Genomic DNA, 16,134 nt, shown 5'->3' on the forward strand with positions numbered 1-16,134 from the left:
ACCATAGGGATGGAACATGAACGAGGACTTAACCCGGTCCCGTGGCAGCGGTCTCCCGGTCATTCCTCCCGTATTTCCACATCCAGACGGCGGTCCCTGTCATCCCTACCAGATACCCGCCTGCATGGGTTTGCCATGCCAGGATGCCGTCCTGTATGACATACATCCCAAAGTTGAGCAACATGAGGATAGCGCTCACGAGAAGGATTCGGATCCACTGCCGGTCCTCGAAATGGCGCAGCACGACCAGCGCGCCCACGAGGCCGAAGAGCCCGCCCGAGGCGCCTACCATCGGATCGTGGGAGGTCGAGAGAAGGCCGAAGGCCGCAGCCCCGCCCAGCACCGAGATCGTCCAGACGAAGGCGAAGCCCCTTTGGCCCATGCGGGCAGTCACTTGCGGGGCGAGCCAGACGAGCACCACCATGTTGCCCAGGAGATGCGACGGCCCCGCATGGAGCAGCGAGTAGGTGAAGAACATCAGCACCCGCTGGCCGGGATAGTTCGGCTGCCAATCGCCGAGGATACCCGCCCAGAAGGCACCATAGCCGAGCGCGGTGAGCCGCCAGCGCGGCGACCCGATCCAGCCCTGATCCGACAACCACAAGACGAGTTCGATTGCGCTGCTGACCCCGATCAGGATCAGGAGCAGCACGCCGAGCCCCGTGCCGCCGACCGGGACGGGCCCCGTGGCGCGCGCGGGGTCCGCGACGGTGGGGCCGTCTGGATCAGGGCGCGATCGCGATGCGCCGCCGCGGAGAGGCTCAGACATTCTCTTTCTCACCGATGAACGGGGCACGTGCCGTCCGCCCGTCCGCGATCCGTTGCCCGGGATAGGGACCGGTCAGGGCCGGAACGTCACCTGCCGGCGCAGGTCGAACGAGATCCTGTTGTCGTGGGCGCGGTCCGCGAAGCCGTTATCCTCGATCCGGTGCGCGAGGCTCACGGAAAGGCTCCAATCCTCCGACAGGGTCCGGTTCAGTTCGATCGCGGCGCGGCCGAAGCTCTCGGTCTCGTCGTTATCGCCCGTCGCGTCGCTGCGCAGATAGGAGAGGTCGAGCCCCATGGAGGTGAGCGGGGTCAGCGGCCGGGAATAATCGAGCGAGAGGCCCGTGACCCGCCGCTCCTCGTCGTCGCTGCCCGAGCGCACTTCGCGGGTGAGGTCGAGCGAGAGCGCGCCCTGCCTCAGGTCGCGGGAGGCCGAGAGGCGGCCGGTCGGCAGTACGTCGCCGCCCTCGGTCCGGGTCGCGCCGATCTGCCCCGTGAGGGTCCAGAGCGGCAGGTCGAGGCTGCGCTCGAGTCCCAGCGTGAACCTCTCGCCATCCTCGGTGGAGACGGCCTCCGTCACGAGGCCGATCGAGCCCGCCTGCGTGGCCCGGTTCAGGTCGAGCGACAGGACGAACGTGTCGCGCCGACCCTCGTCGTCGTTGTCCTGTTCGTAGCTGCTGTAGTCGAGATCCAGTCGGGCCTGCGTGACCGGATTGAGATCGAAGCGCAGGCCGATCCCGGCCCGGTGACGGTTCTCGTCCTCGAGCCCGCCCGTCGACGAATCGTCGTAGCGCAGCCCGCTCAGCCCGGCCGACAGGATAATGCCGAAGGGCGCGGTGCGGCGCAGTTCGAGCGTGGTGTCGAGGCCGAAGCTCAGCCGCGTGCCGCGCTGCGTCGCCACGTCGAGATCGTCGAGCACGAGCGGATCGTCGAGATTGGGCACCCCGTCCCCGTCGGGATCGAGCAGGTCCACGATGTCGAGCGGCTCGATGAGGGCCACCTCCCGGCGGGACAGGAAGCCGTTGACGCCGAACCGCGCGTCGCGCGATTCCCGGTTGTAGCGGAGCCTCAGATCGGCGGAACTGAGCCCGTCGGAGACCGCGTCCTCGTCGGGTCCGTTCGAGGACCGCAGCTGGAAATCGCCCGAGAGCGCGAAGGATTGCCCGATATTGGCAAGCAGGAGCGCGAAATCGAAACCCGCCGTCGCGCTTGTCGTGGAGCCCTCGCTGTCGGAGTCGAGATTGAGGTTGTCGTTCGCCTGGACCCCCAGGGACGTGCCGATGTTCAGTTCCCGGCCGGCCTCCTGGGCTTGCGCGCCATGCACGAGGAGGCCCGCGCAGACCCCGCTCAGCGCCAGCGCGGCGAGGCCGGGGGGCCGGCGGCCGGCCCGAAGGCGGGGAAGTCGCGTCACGATTCGTCTCCTCGCGCCGGAATGCCGGTCCTCGATCTCGCGCGGATCACTCGAAGAGGCGGCGCGTCGGCACCAGGATCACGTCGCCATCCTGCATCGCGATCGATCCGTTGCCGCTGCGCCCCTGGGAAATCGCCTCGTAGTTCAGCGGATAGACCGTCTCGCGCCCGGTGGCGGGATCGCGGCGGCGCAACTGCACCCGCTTCGTGGCGGCGAAGTTCGAGAAGCCGCCCATCTGCGCGAAGGCCTGCAGGAGCGTCGTGCCGGGTTCGAGCTCCAGCCGGCCGGGGGTGGCCACCTCGCCCATCACGTAGACGGCGATCGTCGGCGGCACGACCTCCTGTGGCTCGTCCTCTGCGGCCAGCTGTTCGAGCGAGACGAACACCGTGGGCGGGTTGCTGAAATTGGGCGAGAGCTGGGAGATCAGGTCAGATTGCACCGATTCCACCGACCGTCCCGCCGCCCGGATCGTGCCGGCGAGCGGGAAAGAGACCAGCCCGTCGGGCCGGACCAGGATGTTGCGGTTGAGCGAGGGATCCTCGAGGACCTCGACGGAGAGCACGTCGCCGGGGCCGAGCGCGTAGCTGTTTTGTGCAGCGGCACCGCCCGGCAGTCCGGCAGCAGCAGCGCAGATGACGGCAAAGACGGCCAGAAGCCACCGGGTAAATGATATGCAACGCAACATCCGGTCCTCTCATCAAGATCAGGTCGTGCCGGCGGCGGGCACGGGATCGTGGTCCCGTTGATGCCACCCGGCCCGGCGCGGCGCAACATCCCCTGCACGGCCCCCCCTCCCGCGGCGGGCGGGGGACCGCTTGTGTGGCGTGGAAGCCTCGTTCGGGACGGGCGGTACCGGCGGCGCCCGGAACGGGCGGCCCGCATGGGGCCCGCGACGGGCGGAATGCGTGCCCCGCCCCGCCACGGGCGGGGCGCGCGCCTATTCGGAGGCCGGTGCGGCGGCGGGGTCCGGCGCCGCCTCCTGATCCGGAGCGGCAGGCGCGAGCCCGTCCAGCGTGTCGCGCGCGGTTTCCATCTGCGGCAGCGGCCGGTCGCCGGCGAGATCGAGCGCCTCGGTCAGCCGCTCTCGCGCCTCCGCCGGACGGTCGAGCTCGGCGTAGGTCATGCCGAGATGGTACTGCACCAGCGCATCCTCGGGCAGTCCGTTCGCCGCGGCCTCCAGATAGCCGAGCGCCTCCTCGGTATTGCCCTGCCGGTAGGCGATCCAGCCATAGGTGTCCTGGAAGGCGGGGATCTCCGTGCCGCGGAGCCGGCGGGCGACGGCCGCCGCCCGATCGAGCGTCGCTTCGTCCTCGGAATGGCTCGACAGGAGGCTCGCGAGGTTGTTGGCGATCACCACGTTCGACGTGTTCTCGGCATAGAGCGCCTCGTAGAGCGCGATGGCGCCGTCGATATTGCCCTCCCGCTCCAGTTCTCCGGCCTTCAGGATCTTCAGGTCGCGGGAGTCGGGCATCGCCTCCATCGCGGCGTCGAGCACCCGCGTGGCCTCGTCCCGGCGGTCGCCCGAGGACAGCAGGGTGTAGAGCTGGCGCACCGGCGCCAGGGCCTGCGGCTCGTCGGCGATCAGGTCGCGCAGGATGCGTTCGGTCCGCTCCGGATCACCTTCCATGGTGGCGAGGCCGGCATCGATCTGGCGCAGCGCCGGATCGTCGGGGGATTGCTCGAGGGCCGTGTCGAGATAGGCCCGGGCATCGCCGATACGCCCCGCCATCAACTGGGTGCGGACGACCGCGAGCACCGCCGCGGCGGCATCGTCCTGCTGGGCCGCGCGATCCTCGAGAAGGGCGAGACCGTCGTCGAACCGGCCCTGACGCAGCAGGATGCCCGTCTGGAGCGATTGCGCCGCGTCCGCGGCCCGCGGATCGTCCTCGATCAGTTCCAGATCGCGGATGATGCCGCGCACGAGGCCGAGCGAGTCGTCCTCGAGCGCGAGGCGGGCGGATTGCAGGAGGATGTCGATATTGCCGGGATTGGCCGCACGGGCCTCGGCCAGGACCGAGCGGGCGGACGCGGCGCGTCCCTCGCCCAGGAGATAGGCGGCGTAGCGCAGCGATTCCGCGGGGGCCGCGTTGGAGATGTCGACGGCCAGCGCCAGCCGTTCGCCCTGCAGCTCGGGGCTGCCGTCGCGCTCATGCGCATCGGCGAGCAGCAGGATCGTCTCGGTGTCGCGCGGGCTTTGGTCGAGCGCGCGGCGCAGGTCGATGATCGCCTGGCCCGGCTCGTCGCTGTCGATCAGCATCTGGCCGCGCAGCTTCAGCGCCGTCACGTTCGACGTGTCGGTCTCGAGGATCTCCTCGACGAGGGCGCGCGCGCCGGTCCGGTTGCCGGTCGCCACGAGCATCTGCGCCAGCGCGCCCTTCAGGCGCTGCGTCTGGGCGGTGTCGGCCGGGGCGTCGGCGATGATGCGCTGCATCTGCGCGATCGCCGCGTCCCGTTCGCCGTCCTGGAAATCGTAGCTCGCCTGCATCGAGCGATAGAGCGCCGCGTTCTCGGGATTGTCGGCATTGGCTTCGACCAGACGGTCGATCTCGGCCCGGGCCGCGTCGCGGTCGCGCGCCTCCTCGAGGAAGCGGATGACCGTGACATGACCCTCGACCGGGCCGGTATCGGCGCCCGCGAGGCCGCGCAGGAAATCCTCGGCCGCGTCGTAATCGTCCTGCTGGATGTACCACGAGATCAGCGACCGTTGGACAGTCTCGTCCTCGGGGAAGCGTTCGTACATCTCCCGCAGATGCGCGCCGATCGCATCGGTCTCTCCAAGCGTGCCCAGTACGCGCAGCTTCAGCGTGCTGTATTCGATATTGTCCGGTGCCGTGGCGATCGCGCGGTCGATGTCGGCGAGCGCGTCGGTGAAGCGCTCCGTGGCCAGCTCCTCGCTGATCACCACGCGGCGCGCGATCAGGTTGTCCGGGTCCTCCTCCAGGATCGCGCGGGCCGCCGTCTCGCCCTCGGTGCGGGCCGCCTGGTCCTCGTCGATCGCGGCCTGGCGGTAATCGAGCGCGGTGCGGATCGCGCGGGCCTCGAGCGGTTCGGAATCGAGCTCGATTGCGGCGCGACCGTGGCGCTCGGCCTCTTCCCAGTTCTGTTCGGCGATCGCGATCGTGGCGAGACGGCGGCGGACCTCCGCATCCTCGGGATATTGCTCGGCCAGACGCAGGTATTGTCCATAGCCGCCGCGGGTATCGCCATCCTCCATCAGGATCTCGGCCAGGCGCAGCCGGGCGTCGCGATGCGCGCCGTCGTAGCGGAAGACGTTGCGGAATTCGACGGCGGCCCGGTCGGCGTCGCCGGCCTCGAGGAGGGCCAGGCCGGAGCGATAGAACTCGTCGGCGCGTTCCTCGGAATTCTGGCAAGCCGACAGAAGCAGGGTCGCGCCGAGAAGTGCGGCGGTAAGGGGGCGAAGGATCATGGCTTGCTCACTACAGGAAAAGGTCTGCACGAGTTACGAAGCCGACGTGGAAAAAGCATGATCCTCTCGAAATTGTCATCGAGAGGATCGGCTGAAGTCGGTCGTCGAGCGGTCGCCCAGAGGCGAAACGGACCTTCTCGGTTCAGTATCCGGTGCCGCGCAGTACCACGCGGACGGTCGAGGTCAGGATCTGCAGATCCTTCGAGAAGGACAGGCTGGCATTGTATCCTGCGTCGTAGCCGGCGCGATCGACGAAATCGGTGTGGTTGCGATCGGAGATCTGCCACGGGCCGGTGATGCCGGGGCGCAGGTCGTAATAATCCTCTCCGGGATAGAGGTCCTTCTGGCAGACCATCATCGGGCGCGGTCCGACGAGGCTCATGTCGCCGGTCAGGACGTTCCAGAGCTGCGGCAGCTCGTCGAGCGAGCACTTGCGCAGGACGCGGCCGAGCGGCGTGATGCGCGGATCGTCGAGAAGCTTCTGCTTGGTGTTCCATTCCTCGCGCAGGGTGGGATCCTCGCTCAGATGCGTCTCGAGGCAGGCATCGGCATCGGTCACCATCGTGCGCAGCTTCCACATCCGGTAGACGCGGCCGGCGCGGCCGATCCGGTCCTGGAAGTAGAAGGGATTGCCGCCGTCGCGGGCGACGAGCAGGATGAGCACGCCCAGAATCGGCAGTACGATGGGCGCGGCGAGCAGGACCAAGGCGGAATCGAAGATCCGCTTGAGCCCTGCGCGGTAGGCGCCGCCCCCGGATCGGGAGCGGGGTTGGGCATCGTCGACCTTCTGGGGGGAGCTAGGCTCGACCGGCCCGTAGAAGGCAGCAAGATGAGTGTCCTGAGCGGTCATTCGGCTATCCAATCAGTAAGTCGCCACTCGGACAGGCATCCGGCATGGCGTGGAGGACGCACTGCGAGCACAAGCAGCACCTCCAGGTTACGGCGTCGAACGCTTCGGCGTCCGGCTATCTCTATCTGGGTATTGGAATAAAATTGTATCGTTCGCCAGTCCAGCGTCACTTTCGTGACATAGTCTGATCAACCTGAGGTAGATCCATGTAAGGCATTGAAAAGCGGAGAATTTATCGGTTCACCATCTCGGGTGCAGGCCGATAACGCGATTGGGATTGTTTCGCATTTGCGCGATATCGAGGCGGGTGGGTTGCGATTGCGGAAAAAGCGGCCTGATTTCCAACGCAAAAATGCCTGCCTTCATTCTACTCACGTTCACGATTCTCCGTAACTTGTCGTCTTGGTACCTTCCGGTTAACAAAGTCCCGTTAAATGGTGTGGTTCCGCCGCCGCCTCGAGGATACCCCCACAGGCCTCGGGACATCCTCCCGTCACGGAACGGAACGGAGACCATGAACAGCACGATCGACATCTATACGGACCATTTCCAGCTGACGGAACGGCCGTTCTCGCTGGTGCCCGATCCCGATTTCCTGTTCTGGGGGCCGGTCCATACGCGCGCCTACGCGATCCTCGAATACGGCATCGTCACCCGGGCGCCGATCACGCTCATCACTGGCGAGGTGGGGGCGGGCAAGACCACGCTCCTGCATCACCTCCTGCGCCAGATCGAGGACGACGTCACGATCGGCCTGATCGCCAACGCCCACGGCTCGCATGCCGACGCGTCCGATCGCGGCTCGCTGCTGCGCTGGGTGTTGCGCGCGCTCGACCAGCCGGTCTCCGCGTCGGACGCCTATGTCGATCTCTTCGACCGGTTCCAGGCCTATCTAATCGACGAATACGCGAACGGGCGGCGAGTGATCCTGATCTTCGACGAGGCGCAGAATCTCGTGCGCTCGACGCTCGAGGAGCTGCGCATGCTCACCAACATCAATTCCGGCAAGGACGAGCTCCTGCAGCTCGTCCTCGTGGGCCAGCCGGAACTGCGCGACACGATCCTGCAACCCGACCTGAAGCAGTTCGCGCAGCGTGTCTCCGCGAGCTTCCACCTCTCGGCCATGAGCGTCGACACGATCCGCGACTATATCGCCCATCGCCTGGCCGTCGCGGGCGGGCCGGCGGACGTCTTCAGCGACGAGGCCTGCCAGGAAATCCACGCCCAGACCGGCGGCGTGCCGCGGCTGGTCAATCAGATTTGTGATCTGGCCATGGTTTATGCGTTTACCAACAACGAATATCATGTGTCGTCCAAGACCGTCCGGCAAATTATTGCCGACGGCGTGTTCTTCGCCGGGGGGATGCGCAACGATCCCGTCCGCCTCGTCAATTCCGTCGCCTCGAAGGCCCAGTGATGCCCGATATCCGCTTCTATCTTTCCCTGTTCTTCCGGCGGCTGCATTATTTCCTGATTCTCGTCGCGCTCGGTGCGTCGGCGGGGATCACCCTCGCCGTCATCCTGCCGCCGCAATACGTGGCGCAGGCGCGTCTCGTGGTCGAATCCGAGCAAATCCCCGATGAGCTCGCGGCCTCGACCGTGCGGACCGCGGCGACCGAGCAGCTGCAGATCATCCAGCAGCGGATCCTGACCCGCGACATCCTGCTCGACATGGCCAACTCGCTCGGCGTCTACCGCGATGCCGCCCAGCAGCCCGGCGAGCAGTTGCAGCCCGACGAGATCGTCTCCGACATGCGTAACCGGATCAACATCCGCACCACCGGGGGCGGATCGCGGCGGGACGCGCCCGAGGCCACGCTCGTCACCGTGAGCTTCTCCGCCGACCGTGCAGACCTCGCCGCGCAGGTGACGAACCGGGTCGTGTCGCTGATCCTCGAGGAAAACGTCCGGGTGCGGACCGGCACGTCCGGCCAGACCCTCGAATTCTTCCAGCAGGAGGTCGCACGGCTCGACCAGGAACTCTCCGATCGCGGCGCGCGGATCATCGCCTTCCAGGAGGAGAACCGCGGCGCCCTGCCCGACAGCCTTGATTTCCGCCGCAGCCGGCTCGCCGCGGCGCAGGAGCGCCTCTTGCAGCTGCAGCGCGACGAGGCCGCCCTGAACGATCGCCGTGCGAGCCTCGTCGATCTCTACGAGCGGACCGGCCAGGTCGGGATGCAGGGGGGCACGCAGAGCTCCGAGCAGGCGCAGCTGAACCGGCTGCGCGAGCAATACACCACGTCGCTTGCGGTCATGTCGCCCGAGAACCCGCGCATCCGGGTGATGCGCGCGCAGATCGACGCGCTCGAGCGGACCGTGGCCGAGCAGGCCGCCGAGGCCGGCGGTACCGCGGGCCAGCGCAACGCGGACGGCTCGCCGCTCACCACCTACGAGATGCAGCTCGCCGATCTCGACAACCAGCTCGAGTTCCTCTCCGACCGTCGGGAGGAGATCGACGCGGAGATGGAAGCCTTGTCGACCTCGATCGACCAGACGCCGTCGAACTCCGTGACCCTGCAGACGCTCCAGCGCGACTACGACAATCTCCGCCTGCAATACGATCAGGCGATCGCCAACCGCGCCCGGGCCGAGACTGGCGACATGATCGAGGCGATGTCGAAGGGCCAGCGGATCTCGGTGATCGAACAGGCCGTGGCCCCCCGCGAGCCGAACTCCCCCAATCGTCCGAAGATCGCCGCGGCCGGTGTCGGCGGCGGGATCGCGGCCGGGCTCGGGCTGATCCTGCTCTTGGAATTCCTCAACACCTCGATCCGCCGGCCGGTCGACATCGTCAAGAAGCTCGACCTGATGCCTTTCGCGACCCTGTCCTTCATCCGGACCGAGCGCGAGATCCGGCGGCGCCGGGCGCTTATCACCGCCGCCTTCGCGCTCGTCCTCGCGGGATTGCCGATCGGCTTGTGGGCCGTCAATGCCTACGTGATGCCGCTCGACCTGCTGATGGACGAGGTAATGCAGAGATTGCCGATCGCCATCCGCCGGTCGGTGCTGCCGATTACGGCCTGAGCCGAAGAGGACACGTCCGCCCCATGGAAAAGATACAATCGGCCATCGCCAAGGCGCGCGCCTCCCGGGCGAACCGCGATCCCGGGGAAACACCCGGCCGGATGGCGGGCGGGACAGGTCGTACCGCCCGCACCGAGGCCCCGGCGCCCTCGCGCGTCGCGGCGGCCTGGGACGCGCTCCCGGATTTCGAGGCAGATCCGTCCCGACTCCGCGACAACCGCATCGTCACGGCGCTGCGCGGCCCGGCGGGCACCGAGTTCGACAAGCTCAGGACCCGGATGCTGCAGCAGATGCAGGCGAACGGCTGGCGGCGGGTGGCGATCACCTCGCCGGGCCCGTCGAGCGGCAAGTCGACGATTTCTCTGAACCTGGGCTATTCGCTGTCGCGCCAGGCCTCGCTCCGGACCATCATCTGCGAGATCGACCTGCGGCGCCCCGCGCTTGGGCGGATCCTCGGCCTGCCCGAGAAGAAGGACTTCTCGAAGGTGCTGGAGGGGAGCGCGCCCTTCGCCGATCACGCGGTGCGGCTTCGTCCGAACCTCGCCGTGGGCATCGCCAACGGGTTCGTCCAGCAATCGGCCGAGCTTCTGCAGGGGCCGGCGATCGGCCAGGCGCTCGATCAGATCCAGCAGGAATACGACCCGAGCGTGCTGCTCTTCGACATGCCGCCCTTCGAGGTCAGCGACGACGCCATCGCCTTTGCCGACAAGGTCGATTGCGTTCTCATCGTGGCCGCCGCCGAGACGACGAGCGTGGCGCAGATCGATCTTTGCGAACGGGAATTCGCCGGGCGGACGAACGTCCTCGGGGTGGTGCTGAACAAGTGCCGCTACGTGGGCGCGGACCAATCCTACGATTATCACGCCTGAGAGGCGCATCGCGGCCACGTGCCATCGGGGCGGCGTGCGATACGCCGATCGCAGGGAAGTGCGATGACGCAAAAGAAGAAGGGCAGCCCTCGGGCTGCCCTTCTCCGTTAGACGATCGGTCGTGATCGAGAGTTCTCGATCAGTCGGCCTTCTTGCGGCGGGCAGCGAAGCCACCGGCCAGAAGAGCCGTCAGCAGCAGGCCGCCAGCGGCGGGAACCGGAACCGGCGTGGGCGCGGCAACGGGGGTGAAGCTCGCCTGAACGCCGACATTGCTCGACGTGGTCGAGCCGTCTTCGACCCGGAAGAGGATCGAGAACGTGTCGCCCGACTGGAACGACATGCCGGAAAGGAAGGCGCCACCGAAGGTGACGCGGCCCGCGCCGGCATCGGTGTCGGTGTTCTCGGCTGCGTCGAGCATCACGCTGTCGCCATCGCCGGGGATCAGGCTCGCCATGATCTTCTCGATGTCGGTGCCGTTGTTGAAGCCAACGGCCGACAGGGCGAATTCACGGACGAACAGATCTTCGGAAACCTGGTAGTCGTACTGGAACGACGTACCGCTTCCGGCCGTGACGACACCGCCGACACTGAGGACTTCGTCGTTCGCGTTCACCGTCGTCACCGCGGAGGCCATGCCCGCGCTGAGCGAGAGGGCGACCGCCGTGGCTGCGATCTTAGTAAAATGCTTCATTGCGTACTCCTGACAAACACATCCACAGACATTGCGGCTGTCTTTGGTTAAATATGCCCCATCTGACAGACCGCGCGCAAGGTTCTGGACAGGGTAGGGAAAAATTTACATCGATTTAATTTCAATCATAGGGCGATATTCGGTGATTTCCAAGCAACAATTTCCGTTTCTTGGGCAGATTGGCAAAAGTACCCCGGGATCGGGAGGGGAACGGGGGGCTGCTCGGGATCGCCGCGCCGCAGCGACGATTCGACATGGTTACTTCAGGTGCTGTGCCTGAATGACGTTCAGACGCTGCCGCAGACCGGCATGTACCCGCGCCGCGCCGGCCCGGCGGGCGACCTTCTCGCCGAAATAGAGCGCGTAGCCGTAGCGGCGACCGTTGAACCGCCAGACCGACGCCCGGTGGTGGAAGGCGAGCCAGAGTGCTTCCGCCCGGCTCGGGGCGCGGGCGAGATCGGTGGGCGGATAGCCCCGCGCCCGCATCAGATTGGCGGCCTTGCCCTCGGCCAGGGCGACTTCCCGGGGCGTGCATTTCCGCCGCCATTGCGCGATCAGCGAGCGGTCGGGCGGCGCGTAGGTGGAGGTTTCCGAATATTCGAGCATCCACGGGTTCCATTCGACGCCGAAGAACGCGCAGACCGCGCCGAGCGAGCCTTCCGTGTCGGTGAAGAGATCCTCGTAACGCAGCGTCAGGACCTGGTCGGGCGCGAGTCGGCTGGCCACCGCCTCCCAGGCGGTCTCGGTTCCGATCCAGTGGCCGATGCCGTAATAGAGCGATCCGGCCCAGCCCATGCCGATGCAGGAGCGTGCCACGTCGCGGGGATCGCGCAGCATATGGATGATGCGGATGTCGGGCATGATCTCGACGAGCCGCTCCACCCCGCGATGCAGGTTCAGCGACAGGATCGCGCCCGGATGGCGCAGCCGGAACTGGTCGAGGAAATGAACGAGCAGATCGAGCCCGTCTCGGCCCTCGGGGATGGTCAGGTTCTTCGAAAGGAAGATCCGGTTCAGCCGCAGCGCCTTCAGGTCGTAGCGCCATCCGGTCGGATGGTCCGGCGCCGGATGGAGATGGTCGAAGAGGAAATCCACCTCTCCGGGATTGGCGATGCGCGGATGCGCGTCGAGCATGAGCCGGAACACCGTCGTACCGGAGCGCAGGGCACCGTAGACAATGATCAGGTCGTCCGAGGGCAATGTCGTCATCATCTCTCCGGGCTATGCCGGAGCGTTACAACCCCGGCACAAAACGCGGCAGGACCGCATGGGTTTCGAGGAACACATCCTGCAGCCGTGCTTCCGCGTCAACCTGACTTTCGCCACGTCCGATCGGCGTGATGAGGCGTACGAGCGCGCCATCGGTCCGCCCGATCGTGATTCCATCCCATAAGAGCCAGAGTTTTGCAGCAAAATCCCAGGCGACATGGCGTCCGTGCTGCTCGAACCAGTAATAGGCGAGCATCCGCGCTTCGCCCTTCTGGATGACTGCACGGTTGATGTTGTAGGGCTCGTCGAGGCCGATCTCGGGGGCGATGTCGACTCGCTCGAGCCAGGCGATCTCCCATCCCGATCCGGGCAGGCAGACCTCCGGCGAGTGCGTCCCGCCCTGGGTCTGGTCCTCGTACCAGGCCATGAAGAGGCCGACGGAGGGTGCCCCGGTCCCGGACATGAGCTCGATCGAGACGTAATCGTCGGCGCCGAGCGCGGCCTCGACATCGGCAGTGAGCGGCAGCTGTCCCGAGGAGGTCCAGTCGCCCATCTGCCGCGGGAAGAGCACGAAGGGATCGCGATCGACGTTCTGCGCGGCGACCTCGGGACGCGCCTCCCAGGCCAGGGCGCCGGCCCAGAGCAGCACCGCCGAGGAGATCAGCGCCACCGAGGGGCGCACGAAGCGCAGCCGCGCGGCCTGTACCGGCAGGCCCGACATGTCGACGTCGAGCGCCTCCGACAGTTTCGGCCGGTCGGAGCGGGTGAAGAGCAGGAGCCAGGCCAGGATGAAGAGCAGGATCACGCAGATCATGAAGATCACCCAGCCCTCGAAGAAATGGGTGAACCCCTCGAGATGGCCGATCCCCCAGACATTGGCGATCCAGCCCGCTACCGCGATCCGGACGGAGTTCATCACCACGGTGATCGGCACCGCGGCCAGGAGCAGCACCGCCTTGTGCCACATCGGCCCGCGATAGAGCACCGCGAAGATGTAGGAGAAGGACAGGATCGGGAAGAGATAGCGCAGCCCCGAGCAGGCCTCGGCCACGTGCAGCTTCAGCACGCCCAGATCGATGATGTTGCCCTCGAGATAGACCGGCACGTCGAGGAGCTGGAGAAGCCACACGCCGAATTCCGAGGAGATCATCTGCAGCGTCGTGGAGAGCTTGTAGTAGAGTACCGCGGGCAGCGGCAGCATGTAGACGAGATGCAGCACCGGCGGCCAGAAGTACTTGCCCGTCCGCCACCCGAACGAGATCAGGAGCATCGCGCCCGACCACAGGATGAGCGCGTAGGCCACCACGTCGTCGATGCCCGAGAGCTTGCCGAGCGCGCCGAAGACCAGCGCCACGACGAGCACCGCGACGCCCGGCCAGCGGTCGGGCACGGGTCCGTCATGGACCGGGAAATCCTTCAGCTGGCGCAGGAACAGGATCGCCGAGAGCACCGGGATCAGCGGCCCGTGGCTGTATTCGGGCAGCTGCCACGCCTCCAGAAGCGCCTCGAACCCCTCGCGGAAGAAGAGGAGCGCGCCGACGATGGAGATCGCCAGCCACAGAAGGCCGGGGCTCAGGAAGTCGGAGACCTGGATACGGGAACGGGAAGGGCTGAGGGAGGACATGGCGGCCTGTTGGATCGGAAATCGGTTCCGGCCCGGGCCGGAGCGAACGCTGCATTCTGCCGCCCCGGCGGGCGGCCATCGTGGTCAAGTCATCGCGCGGCGCGATCATAGAGGGGTTTCACCCCTGTGGACAGACCGCAATCCCGTCCCCGCCCGCGCGGCCATCAACATCCCGTCAGGATGCCGTGCGGAACGGCTCCGGGCACGGTTTGCAAGGGGCCGGGAGGGGCGAATCGGGACGGCGGGCCGGTCGGACGCCCCGATCATGACCGCCGTTTCGTGAACGGAGAGTTGCGACGAACGCGATTGTCGCGAAACCGGGGAGAGGAGGTCGCTCGTGACCGGTCTCTCACGGGTCGCGTCCCGCCTCGGTGTCCCCTGCCGTCTCACGACAGGTTGAGGCGCGACCGGCGGACAGGTGATTGATCGCCGCGCGCGGCTGTCGGATGGAGGAGCCGATGCGCTCCGCTTCCTCATTTCCCCAGAAGGAGACCCCCATGCACCGAGAGCCGATCCGACGCCATCCGGTCCGGCGGCAAGCGGGATGGCGCTGCGGTCTCGCGGCCCTCGCCGCCACCGCGATCCTCTGCGCCCCCGCCACGGCCGCGCCCGCCCTCGGACTCGACAACCCGACGCTCGCCTTCAACCTCTCGGGGGTCAAGGATTACCGGCCGGGGCTGCAGTTCCTCGACGTGATGCGGCTCGCCCGTCCCTGGACGGCCTATCCGTCGGGGCAGGGCGAGAACATGGACATGGGCGGCCTGCGCAAGGGCGGCCATCTCGACGAGAACGGCTGGCCCACCGGCTTTCCCGAAGGCTACGGCCGCATCTCCACGCTGTGGCAGTGGAAATCCGTGCCGATGGAGAAGGCGCGTCAGACGGGTACGTACCTGCTGCGCTACGAGGGGGAGGGAGAGATCGAGATGCGCGGGGTCCGCGTCATCGGCCGCGCGCCGGGGCGGATCGCCTTCGAGAACACCGGCGACAACATGTATCTCGACATCCTGTCGACCGATCCCTTCGGCACGGGCGAGCACATCCGCGACATCACCATCGTCAAGCGCGAATACCAGGACCTCCTCGACGTGGGCGCGGTGTTCAATCCCGACTGGCTGCGGCTGATCGAGGATGCGCGCCAGATCCGGTTCATGGACTGGAACGGGACCAACAATTCCAGCCTGCGAAGCTGGGAGGACCGCGTCCGTCCCGAGAACCCCTTCGGCGTCTCGCTCGAGTACATGGTCCAGCTCGCCAACGAGCTTGGCACCGATGCCTGGTTCACCATGCCGCACATGGCCGATGCCGACTACATCCGCCGCTTCGCGACCTATGTGCGCGACCATCTCGACCCGGCGCTGACCGTGCGGGTCGAGTATTCCAACGAGACCTGGAACTGGATGTTCGAGCAGGCGCAATGGCTGCTCAGGCAATCGCAGGAACATTGGGGCGAGGACGCGCATACCGATTACCAGGCCAAGAAGGCCGTGGAGGCGGCGCTGATCTGGAACGAGGTCTTCGCGGACGCGCCGGACCGGATCGTCCACGTGATAGGCACCCAAGCCACCCAGCCCGGCGTGACGGAGCGGCTCCTGCGCGCGAAGAAATGGCAGGCGAACGAGCCCGACGCCTTCGTGCCGCCCACGGAGGTCTTCGACGAGGTCGCCATCACCCATTATTTCGGCGGCTGGGCGCTCAGGGACGACGGCGCGGCCTGGAAGGAGCTCGCCCGCGCGGTCGAGGATCCCGACATCGACGCGACCGCCTATCTCGCCGAAAGCCTCGCCGATCCGGACTACCGCTTCTCGATCCCCGACCTGGCGGAGACCTGGCGCGAGCAGGCGCGCATCGCGCACGAGAACGGCCTCGGCCTCGTCGCCTACGAGGGCGGCCAGCACGAGCATCATGCCGGCACGGCCAAGGGCAAGGATGAGGCGACGCTCGACCGGGTGCGCGCCTTCGAGCTCGACTTCGCGCGCAGCGAGGCGATGGGCGATCTCTACGACCTGCTCTGGGAGACCTGGATGGAGATCGGCGACGGGCCCTTCATGCAGTTCGGCGACATGACGAAGCCGTCCAAGTTCGGCACCTGGGGGCTCTGGGAATCGCTCGACGGCACCACGCCCCGGGCCGAGCGGCTCATGGCGCTCAACCGCGAGACCGCGCCCTGGTGGGACGGTGCGGAGGCCGGGTCGCAATACCTGCAGGGCGTCACCCGGCTCGGCGGACCGGCGGACGAGGTGATGGAGGGCACTCCGCAGGAGGAT

The 16,134-nt window shown here is 67.0% G+C and carries 12 protein-coding genes; 4 read left to right on the plus strand and 8 right to left on the minus strand.

The features are described 5' to 3' along the window. Window positions 1–28 precede the first annotated feature (28 nt). The 5 genes from LX81_RS16185 to LX81_RS16205 form a co-directional block, all read right to left on the minus strand. Window positions 29–769 (minus strand): rhomboid family intramembrane serine protease, encoded by a 741-nt coding sequence (locus tag LX81_RS16185; RefSeq protein ID WP_111538356.1) that lies wholly within the window; start codon window positions 767–769, stop codon window positions 29–31. Window positions 770–841: 72 nt separating this feature from the next. After that, window positions 842–2,176: a TonB-dependent receptor gene (locus LX81_RS16190; protein ID WP_111538357.1), complete on the minus strand. Its 1,335-nt coding sequence runs from the start codon at window positions 2,174–2,176 to the stop codon at window positions 842–844. A gap of 46 nt (window positions 2,177–2,222) precedes the next feature. Beyond that, complete coding sequence (locus tag LX81_RS16195; protein WP_234822650.1) at window positions 2,223–2,858, minus strand: polysaccharide biosynthesis/export family protein; 636 nt, start codon at window positions 2,856–2,858, stop codon at window positions 2,223–2,225. A gap of 255 nt (window positions 2,859–3,113) precedes the next feature. Continuing rightward, a complete protein-coding gene (locus LX81_RS16200) occupies window positions 3,114–5,603 on the minus strand; it encodes a tetratricopeptide repeat protein (RefSeq protein WP_111538359.1) in 2,490 nt (829 codons plus the stop codon). A gap of 142 nt (window positions 5,604–5,745) precedes the next feature. After that, entirely contained in the window at window positions 5,746–6,453 is a 708-nt protein-coding gene (locus LX81_RS16205; protein ID WP_111538360.1) for a sugar transferase, read from the minus strand. 514 nt (window positions 6,454–6,967) lie between these two features. Here LX81_RS16205 and LX81_RS16210 point away from each other — a divergent pair. From LX81_RS16210 to LX81_RS16220, 3 genes are read left to right on the plus strand one after another with little or no spacing between them, the layout of a single operon-like run. Continuing rightward, a complete protein-coding gene (locus LX81_RS16210) occupies window positions 6,968–7,870 on the plus strand; it encodes an ExeA family protein (RefSeq protein WP_111538361.1) in 903 nt (300 codons plus the stop codon). Then, window positions 7,870–9,477, plus strand: coding sequence for a GumC family protein (locus LX81_RS16215; protein ID WP_234822651.1), 1,608 nt, complete (start codon window positions 7,870–7,872; stop codon window positions 9,475–9,477). The genes LX81_RS16210 and LX81_RS16215 overlap by 1 nt, the downstream gene beginning before the upstream one ends. A 23-nt stretch (window positions 9,478–9,500) precedes the next feature. Next, entirely contained in the window at window positions 9,501–10,346 is an 846-nt protein-coding gene (locus tag LX81_RS16220; RefSeq protein WP_111538363.1) for a CpsD/CapB family tyrosine-protein kinase, read from the plus strand. A 139-nt stretch (window positions 10,347–10,485) separates the two neighbouring features. Here LX81_RS16220 and LX81_RS16225 read toward each other — a convergent pair whose 3' ends face one another. The 3 genes from LX81_RS16225 to xrtD form a co-directional block, all read right to left on the minus strand. Then, window positions 10,486–11,037 carry a PEP-CTERM sorting domain-containing protein gene (locus LX81_RS16225; RefSeq protein ID WP_111538364.1) on the minus strand — a complete coding sequence of 184 codons (552 nt, stop codon included), beginning with the start codon at window positions 11,035–11,037 and terminating at the stop codon, window positions 10,486–10,488. 258 nt (window positions 11,038–11,295) lie between these two features. After that, complete coding sequence (locus tag LX81_RS16230; RefSeq protein WP_170133983.1) at window positions 11,296–12,246, minus strand: sulfotransferase family protein; 951 nt, start codon at window positions 12,244–12,246, stop codon at window positions 11,296–11,298. Between the two features lie 25 nt (window positions 12,247–12,271). After that, entirely contained in the window at window positions 12,272–13,870 is a 1,599-nt protein-coding gene (xrtD, locus tag LX81_RS16235; RefSeq protein ID WP_111538366.1) for a VPLPA-CTERM-specific exosortase XrtD, read from the minus strand. A gap of 497 nt (window positions 13,871–14,367) precedes the next feature. Here xrtD and LX81_RS16240 point away from each other — a divergent pair. After that, window positions 14,368–16,134: hypothetical protein (locus tag LX81_RS16240; protein WP_111538367.1), on the plus strand; the 1,767-nt coding region annotated here is incomplete at its 3' end.

Source organism: Palleronia aestuarii, assembly GCF_003253995.1.
GTDB classification, from domain to species: domain Bacteria; phylum Pseudomonadota; class Alphaproteobacteria; order Rhodobacterales; family Rhodobacteraceae; genus Palleronia; species Palleronia aestuarii.